Below are 8,386 nucleotides of genomic sequence, written 5' to 3' on the forward strand. Positions count from 1 at the left end.
GCCGCTGGTTGCGGCTGGCATCACTGCTGTCGGGCTCGTGCTGGCGCTGTGGAGCCTCCGGCTCGACCGCGCGCAAGCGGCCGTTGCGGCCTGTCCCGCGGAATAGCGTCGGTGGCGCGACCCGCAGACAATTCGCCGCGTCGCGCCATTGCGCCATGCAGAAAACGCACCTGTACACGTCCTTTCGCCATCCGTAACCTCCGCGGCACAATTTCAGGAGGTGCGACGTGGCGAAGAAGACGACCAAGAAAACCAAAAAGAAGACTGCTTCGAAGAAACCTGCAAAGCCCTCCAGCAAGACCAGCACAAGCCGCAAGGCCGTCGCTGCGAAGAAAGCCAAGAAGGCCGCTCCGCGCCGGCCCGCTGCACCACGCCGTCCCAAGGGACCAGCCTGGCAATGGTCGGCAGTGGAGACCGCGGCCGCGATCCGCTCCGGTGCCATCTCCGCCGTCGAGACGGTCGAGGCGCATCTTGAACGGATGCGCGCCGTCAATCCGAAGCTGAACGCCGTCGTCGTCGATCTCGGCGAGGAAGCGCTGAAAGCGGCGCATGCGGCCGACAAGCAGCGCGCCAAGGGCGGCGCGCTCGGCCTTCTGCATGGCGTGCCTGTCACCATCAAGGAAAATGTCGACTACGAAGGCCGGCCGAATTTCAACGGCGTTCCCGCCAACAAGGGCCTGGTCGCGCCGTCGGATGCGCCTGTTGTCCGCAACCTGAAGAAGGCCGGCGCGATCGTCATTGGGCTCACCAACACCCCAGAATTCTCCTTCCGCGGCTTCACCGACAATCCCCTGCACGGGCTGACGCTGAACCCCTGGGATCCTGATATCACCTGCGGCGGCTCCTCGGGCGGCGCGGGTTCGGCGGTCGCTGCCGGTATCGGCACCATCGCCCATGGCAACGACATCGGCGGCTCGCTGCGCTGGCCCGCGCATTGTAACGGTGTTGCCACCATCAAGCCGACGCAGGGACGCATCCCCGCGTTCAACGAGAGCGCAACGGCGGAGCGTCCGATGCTGGCGCACCTGATGTCGGCGCAGGGGCCGCTCGCCCGCCACGTCGCCGACGTCCGTCTTGCGCTGGAGGTGATGAGCCAGCGCGATCCGCGCGATCCCTGGTGGGTGCCGGCGCCGCTGGTCGGCGAGAGGCCGAAGGGGCCGATCAAGGTGGCCCTGGCCAAGATTCCCGACGACATGGACGTCGATCCGTCCGTCGCCGCGGCGCTGCGCCAGGCCGCCGACCACCTCGAGCGGTCCGGCTACCGCGTCAGCGAGGTCGAGGTGCCCGACATCAACGGCGTCTGGCAGACCTGGTGCGACATCATCACCAACGAGACCGTGGTGATGCAGGAAGCCTCCATGCTGAAGGTCACGTCCGAGGATTTTCACAAGGCCTGGGGCGGCATGAAGGCCAAGGCCAACGTGCTCGATCTCAAGGCCTGGATGCAGGCGACCGCCGCGCGCAACGGCCACATCCGCGCCTGGCAATTGTTCTTCGAAGACTATCCAATCGTGCTGGCGCCGACCACAGTGAAGCCGACGCCGGGCCCACGCGATGACACCGTCAGCCCCGAGCGCGTGCGCGAGATCTTCTGGGGCGAGATCCGCTTCATCTCCGCGATCAACGTGCTCGGCCTGCCCGGCGCGGTGGTGCCGGTGGCGCTTCACGACGGCAGGCCGATTGGCGTGCAGCTGATTACCGGGCGCTATCGCGAGGATCTCGCGCTCGATGCCGCGGCCGCGATCGAGAAGCGCGCCGGCGTGCTCGCTCATCGGCTGTGGGATCGGATGGGTTGAACCTGCTCCAATAAGCGCTTCAGGGCTTCGCGCATCGCGCGCGAAGCTTGCTTACACAATGGTTCATCGCGGCGTGAAAGCGCGTGTGCCTGTGTTGCTGACCATGTCGAGAGTGCGTCGCCGCCGTTGTCAGCCTCTCGATCTCGTGGGGCAGGGAAGCCGCAGCAAGTTCCACAGCGGGTGTTCCAGCCCGCATCTCTTTACGAGAAGTCCTCAATCTTCGACTCCTTGATCTAGGTCAAATCCGACCTTGAGGAGGAGAAGAGGTTCCTGCCGGGTGCCGATCCGTGAGCGGCATCGCCTTATCATGTGCGCGGCACCCCAAGTAATGGAGGAAAGCCATGCTTCGATGTCTTCTCGCTGCTTTGGCGGCGATCGTTCTGATCACCGTCAGTCTCATTCCCGATGATGCATACGCTCGCCGCGGCGGCGGCGGCTTCCATGGTGGTGGTATGCGCGCCGGAGGTTTCCATGGCGGTGGCGCCCGCGTCGCCCATGTCCGGGGCGGCGGATACCGGGGTGCGGGAGGCCGCTACGGCGTCGCCGGCCGTGGTTATGGCTATCGCCCGATCGCGGGGCGCCCTGTGGCCAGAGGGGTCTATCGCAATGCAGCCTATCGCGGCGCTTACAGGGGCGCAGCCTATGGTCTAGGTGCGGCCGCAGTAGGAGCCGCCGCAGCCGGCGCCTATGGCTACTACGGTGGCTCCAGCAGCTGCACCTATGACACTTACGGCAATTACGTTTGCCCCGGACAATATCCATACGGGTATCGATATTGAAGTTGGCGGGACGGTAGCGGCCAGCTCCGCTGCCGTCCGTCAAGGCTGCCGGTGCTTCCTCGGCTCAAGCCCGCCGTGACCCACTTGTCCAGGTTCCCTTTAGCAACGCGCGGTGGTTCTTCGACCGAGGTCAAGAGTCCCAAGACCGAAAGCATCAAGGTGGCGCGCCATCAGCACTGGTCTTGCCAAGTGGCGGCATCACACAATCGAGCGAGCAGCATGAGATTTCCGGCAGGGGTTGTCGCGGGATTGCTCTTACTCACTGGCACGGGGGCGAGCCATGCCGTGGTTCGCATCGCGAATGATCGAGGCGGATCGATTGCTGACTACATCGAGCGATACGAGAAATTGCGCGCCGCGCGTCAATCGGTCGTCATCGATGGCCTCTGCGCTTCCGCCTGCACGATCGTCCTTGCGACGATTGCATCGGACGACATCTGCGTCACCTCGAAGGCAAGGCTTGCCTTTCATGCTGCGTGGGACTTCGGCAGGAATGGGCGCACATTTACCGACCGCGGGGCGACCCGGATGCTGTATTCAATGTATCCCTCGCCAATCCAGCAATGGCTCGATCGTCGAGGAGGACTAACTCCCCGTACGGTTTTTCTTCAAGGTAAACAGCTGCATGGGATGTATCGAGGGTGCGATCTCGATCCACGGTCATCTGCCACGCAATGAGTGACGCGATCCGCAAGTTGCACCGAGCAGCATCTTCATTAATGCAATTTAACCCGGATTCCGGCCAATTCGCCGACAAGCATTAGGGTTACTTCCTCGATCTCTAAGCGAATTATTGTCCGCTTTACCACCCGCCTCTAACACGGGACGTGGCGGACAACGCACATGCCTCCTACAGGCCAATAAGTGCGGCCCGCTCCACGCGGAGGTGGCACGATGCGCAACGAGACGATCGCTATTCACGCCGGCTACGAGCCCGAGGCGACCACGCACGCGGTCGCCGTGCCGATTTACCAGACCGCAGCCTACGCCTTCGACAGCGCCGATCACGGCGCGGCGCTTTTCAATCTCGAGGCCGAAGGTTTTCGTTACAGCCGTATCGCCAATCCGACCAGCGCGGTGCTGGAGAAGCGGATCGCCCAGCTTGAAGGCGGCGTCGGTGCGCTCGCGGTCGCGACCGGCCAGGCGGCCCTGCATTTTGCCTTCGTCAACGTCGCCGATCACGGCGGCAACATCGTTTCCGTGCCGCAGCTTTACGGCACCACGCACACGCTGCTCTCGCACATCCTGCCGAGGCAGGGCATCACCGGCCGCTTCGCCGAGAGCGACAAGCCTGAGGCGATCGAGAAGCTTATCGACGAGAACACCCGCGCCGTGTTCGCCGAGACCATCGGCAACCCCGCCGGCAATGTCTGCGACATCGAGGCGCTGGCCAAGGTCGCGCATGCGCATGGCGTGCCGCTGATCGTCGACAACACCGTCGCAACACCGATTCTGCTCAAGCCGTTCGACTACGGCGCCGATATCGCCGTGCACTCGCTGACCAAGTTCCTGGGCGGCCATGGCACCACGCTCGGCGGCGCCATCGTCGATTCCGGGAACTTCCCCTGGGCCAAGCATGCCGAGCGCTTCCCGGGCTACAACAAGCCCGACGCCTCCTATCACGGCCTCGTCTATGCCGAGCGCTTCGGCAGGACCGCCTATATCGAGCGGGCGCGCAGCGTCTATCAGCGCACCATGGGCTCGGTGCTGTCGCCGTTCAACGCCTTCCTGCTGCTCCAGGGCATCGAGACCGTGGCGCTGCGCATGGAGCGCCATGTCGAGAACGCCCGCAAGGTCGCCGAATTCCTGCGCAAGGATTCGCGCGTTGCCTGGGTCAATTACACCGGCTTTCCCGACAGTCCCTATTATCCGCTGGTGCAGAAATATCTCGATGGTAACGCCTCCTCGCTGTTCACCTTCGGCATCAAGGGCGGGATGGAGGCCGGCAAGAGCTTCTATGATGCGCTAAAGCTGATCACGCGCCTCGTCAATATCGGCGATGCCAAGTCGCTGGCCTGTCATCCCGCCTCGACCACCCATCGGCAGATGTCGGCAGAGCAGCAGCGTGTTGCCGGTGTGCTGCCGGAGACCATCCGGCTCTCGATCGGCATCGAGCATGTCTCCGATATCGTCGAGGACATCGACCAGGCGCTGGACAAGGCCTGTCGATCAGCGCGCCTCGAGGCCGCGGAGTAGGCGGCGGCACCCATGACGATCTTGATCGACAGGGATCAAGTCATCTCGAGTCCGGCGCTGGCGCCGACCGAGCGCGATCTCGCGCGAGAACACGAACCCGAACTCACGATCGGGCTCGTCAACAACATGCCGGATCCGGCGCTGAAGGCGACCGAGCGGCAGTTCATGAAGCTGCTTCAGGCCGCAGCAGGCCAGTGCCGCATCCGCTTCCACTGCTTCTCGCTTCCGACCGTGAAGCGCTCGCCGGAAGCGAGGTGGCATGTCGAAAGCGAGTATTCCGACCTGTCAGATCTCAAGCGTCAGAAATTTGACGGCCTGATCGTGACCGGCGCAGAGCCCGTCGCGCCCGAACTCGACCAGGAGCCGTACTGGCGCGACCTCACCGAACTCATCGACTGGGCCAAGGTCAACACGCGCTCGACGATCTGGTCGTGCCTTGCCGCGCACGCGGCGGTGCTGCACCTCGACGGCATCGAACGGCGACGGCTACCGGCCAAATGCCACGGCATCTTCGATTGCGACGCCGTGACGAGCGATTCCCTGACGCGCGCCGCGCCGGCGCCGCTGAAGGTCTCGCATTCGCGCTTGAACGAGATTGCGGAGAGCGACCTGGTGCAGGCCGGTTATCAGGTGCTGACACGCTCCGTCCATGCGGGCGTCGATGTTTTCGTTCGCCAATATGCCAGCCGCTTCGTGTTCTTCCAGGGGCATCCGGAATACGACGCGCTGTCGCTTCAGCGCGAATATCTGCGCGACATCGGCCGCTATCTCGCGCGCGAGCGGGAGAATTATCCGCGCCTGCCCGTGAGCTATTTTGACGCAGCGACGGAAGAGAAATTGGCCCGCTTCGAGAAGAAGGCGGCGCACCAGCGCCACCCGGCGCTCACCAACGAGCTGCCCGGGCTGAATTTGCGCGCCGATATCGGCGCCGGCAGCGCGGCGGCGGTGCTTTTCCGCAACTGGTTGCAATTTCTCAGCGAGGGAGCCGATGCGTCGGTCCCTGCGCGTCGGCCGAAGGATGTTGGTTCCGCGTTAGGATTACCCGAGCGTTAGGCTTGCCTCAACCAGCGCGCGAATGTTTCAGTACGGAAATACGCAAATCACGGGAAACGCAGTCGTGTGGTCGGCACTTCAGGGACGCGTGAGCAATCGGCTGGCCCGGCATTTTCGCGCCGCGCCGCACCGGCTGCCGGCGCATGCGCCGATCGTGAGCTTCACCTTCGATGATGCCCCCGACAGCGCGGCAGGCGAGGGCGCCGAGCTTCTGGAAAAGCATGGCGGCCGCGGTACATTCTATCTCGCCGGCAGCCTGATCGGTCAGCCGTCGGATCACTGGCATGGCCTGTCCGATGACGCGATCATCAGGCTTCACCGCGCCGGTCACGAGATTGCCTGCCACACATTCTCGCATCAGAGCTCGGCCATTCTCGACGAGGTCGCGATGGCGCGCGAGATCGAGCGAAACCGCGCTTATTTCCGCGGTATCGATTCCTCGATCACGCTCGAGAATTTCGCCTATCCCTACGGGATCGCTTCGGTCTGGCGCAAGCCGCAGCTCGCCAAGGCCTTCCGTTCAGCGCGCGGCATCCTCCCCGGCGTCAACAGCGACGTCATCGACCTCCAGTTCCTGCGCGCTTCGCCCTTGGTGGATTGCGAGATCGATAGGGCCGGCGTCGATCGCTATTTCGACCAGGCGGTCGCGAGCGGCGGATGGCTCATCTTCTACGGCCACGACGTTGCGAACACGCCGAGCCCCTACGGCTGCACCCCAGACCTGATGCGTCATGCGCTGGAAGCCGCCCAGAGACGTAACATGCCTATTGTGACCGTCGCGGAAGCGCTGCGGAGGATCGGGGCGTAGTGTCTTCTTCCCCTCTCCCCTTGTACAAGGGGAGAGGGAAAGAGCCGCGCCGCGCCCCGCAAACGCTCTTGCCACGCCGACGCCGCTATGCGACTGGCCTTGTGACGAATCTCACGGCCTTGGTTCCATCCCGCCCATGTCCGCTCCCTCCACCGCCCCGCTACCTGCGCCGGCCAACGGCCGCGATGCGCTGTCGGTGCTGCATTCGGTCTTCGGCCTGCCGGGTTTTCGCGGTGCGCAGGGAGAGATCGTCAGGCACGTCACCGACGGCGGCAATTGCCTGGTGCTGATGCCGACCGGCGGCGGCAAGTCGTTGTGCTACCAGCTTCCTTCCCTGCTGCGCGAAGGCTGCGGCATCGTGGTGTCGCCGTTGATCGCCTTGATGCGTGATCAGGTCGCCGGCCTCATCGAGGCCGGTGTCAACGCCGCCGCGCTGAATTCGTCATTGTCGTTCCAGGAAGCCTCCGACATCGAGCGCCGCCTGCTCGCGGGCGATCTCGATCTGCTCTATGTCGCGCCGGAGCGCCTGGTCACGCCGCGCTGCCTGTCGCTGCTGGCGCAGGCGAGAGTGGCGCTGTTCGCGATCGACGAAGCGCATTGCGTTTCGCAATGGGGCCATGACTTCCGCCCCGAATATGTCGGCCTCTCCATCATCGCCGAGCGCTTTCCCGACGTGCCGCGTATCGCGCTGACCGCGACCGCCGACGACTTGACGCGCAGGGAGATCGTCGAGCGGCTCCAGCTCACGGGCGCACCGCAATTCGTCTCGAGCTTCGACCGGCCCAACATCCGTTACGAGATCGTCGACAAGCGCAGTGCCGTATCGCAGCTGAAGGAGTTTATCCGGGAGCGGCATGCGGGCGATGCCGGCGTGGTCTATTGCCTGTCCCGCAATCGTGTCGAGGAGGTCGCCGCCGCGCTTCAAGACGCCGGCATTGCGGCGCTGCCCTACCACGCCGGGCTCGACAGCCAAGTGCGCTCGCGCAACCAGGACCGCTTTCTCAACGAGGACGGCATCGTCATCGTCGCGACCGTCGCTTTCGGCATGGGCATCGACAAGCCCGACGTGCGCTTCGTCGCTCATCTCGATCTGCCCAAGAGCATCGAGGCCTATTATCAGGAGACAGGCCGCGCCGGCCGCGACGGCAAGCCGTCGGCAGCCTGGATGGCCTATGGGCTCTCCGACATCGTGCAGCAGCGTCGGATGATCGACGAGTCCAGCGCCTCTGACGAATTCAAGCGGGTCTCGATCGGCAAGCTCGATGCGCTGGTTGGCCTTGCCGAAACGCCGCACTGCCGGCGTCGGCGGCTGCTCGCCTATTTCGGCGAGATCGTGATGGGCGAGACCTGCGGCAATTGCGACAACTGCCTGACGCCGCCGAAGATGCGCGACGGCAAGGTGCTGGCGCAGAAGCTGTTGTCCTGCATCTATCGCACCGGCCAGCGTTTCGGCGCGATGCACCTGATCGACGTGCTGATCGGACGCCTGACCGAGAAGGTGACGCAGTTCGGCCACGACAAATTGTCGGTGTTTGGCATCGGCCGCGAGCTCAACGAAAAGCAGTGGCGCACCGTGCTGCGGCAGTTGGTGGCGATGGGGCATCTGCAGAGCGACAGCGAAGCGTTTGGCGCGCTGAAGCTGACCGAGACTGCGCGCGGCGTGCTACGCGGGGAGACCGAGGTGTGGCTGCGTGAGGAGGCACCCGGCACGCGCGTCCGCGCCAGTCGCGGCAAATCCCGCCGCGGCGATCTCG

General features: G+C 64.4%; 7 protein-coding genes. All 7 read left to right on the plus strand.

Annotated elements, in window-relative coordinates; genetic code table 11:
• Nucleotides 1-227: 227 nt before the first annotated feature.
• Nucleotides 228-1,796, plus strand: coding sequence for an amidase family protein (locus MOV74_RS24305; protein ID WP_246928281.1), 1,569 nt, complete (start codon nucleotides 228-230; stop codon nucleotides 1,794-1,796).
• 341 nt (nucleotides 1,797-2,137) lie between these two features.
• Nucleotides 2,138-2,575 (plus strand): hypothetical protein, encoded by a 438-nt coding sequence (locus MOV74_RS24310; protein WP_246928283.1) that lies wholly within the window; start codon nucleotides 2,138-2,140, stop codon nucleotides 2,573-2,575.
• 219 nt (nucleotides 2,576-2,794) lie between these two features.
• Nucleotides 2,795-3,253 carry a hypothetical protein gene (locus MOV74_RS24315; RefSeq protein ID WP_246928285.1) on the plus strand — a complete coding sequence of 153 codons (459 nt, stop codon included), beginning with the start codon at nucleotides 2,795-2,797 and terminating at the stop codon, nucleotides 3,251-3,253.
• 216 nt (nucleotides 3,254-3,469) lie between these two features.
• Nucleotides 3,470-4,771 carry an O-acetylhomoserine aminocarboxypropyltransferase/cysteine synthase family protein gene (locus MOV74_RS24320; protein WP_246928288.1) on the plus strand — a complete coding sequence of 434 codons (1,302 nt, stop codon included), beginning with the start codon at nucleotides 3,470-3,472 and terminating at the stop codon, nucleotides 4,769-4,771.
• A gap of 12 nt (nucleotides 4,772-4,783) precedes the next feature.
• Entirely contained in the window at nucleotides 4,784-5,824 is a 1,041-nt protein-coding gene (locus MOV74_RS24325; protein ID WP_246928290.1) for a homoserine O-succinyltransferase, read from the plus strand.
• Between the two features lie 64 nt (nucleotides 5,825-5,888).
• Nucleotides 5,889-6,632, plus strand: a complete 744-nt coding sequence (locus MOV74_RS24330; RefSeq protein ID WP_246928302.1) for a polysaccharide deacetylase family protein — start codon at nucleotides 5,889-5,891, stop codon at nucleotides 6,630-6,632.
• A 136-nt stretch (nucleotides 6,633-6,768) separates the two neighbouring features.
• A partial coding sequence (gene recQ, locus MOV74_RS24335; RefSeq protein WP_246928304.1) for a DNA helicase RecQ occupies nucleotides 6,769-8,386 on the plus strand: 1,618 nt, incomplete at its 3' end.

It is taken from the genome of Bradyrhizobium sp. SHOUNA76, assembly GCF_023006445.1.
GTDB lineage: Bacteria > Pseudomonadota > Alphaproteobacteria > Rhizobiales > Xanthobacteraceae > Bradyrhizobium.

Coding starts and splice junctions, on each gene's coding strand:
- MOV74_RS24310 (WP_246928283.1), top strand. CDS start 2,138: ATGCTTCGATGTCTTCTCGCTGCTTTGGCGGCGATCGTTCTGATCACC.
- MOV74_RS24315 (WP_246928285.1), top strand. CDS start 2,795: ATGAGATTTCCGGCAGGGGTTGTCGCGGGATTGCTCTTACTCACTGGC.
- MOV74_RS24320 (WP_246928288.1), top strand. CDS start 3,470: ATGCGCAACGAGACGATCGCTATTCACGCCGGCTACGAGCCCGAGGCG.
- MOV74_RS24325 (WP_246928290.1), top strand. CDS start 4,784: ATGACGATCTTGATCGACAGGGATCAAGTCATCTCGAGTCCGGCGCTG.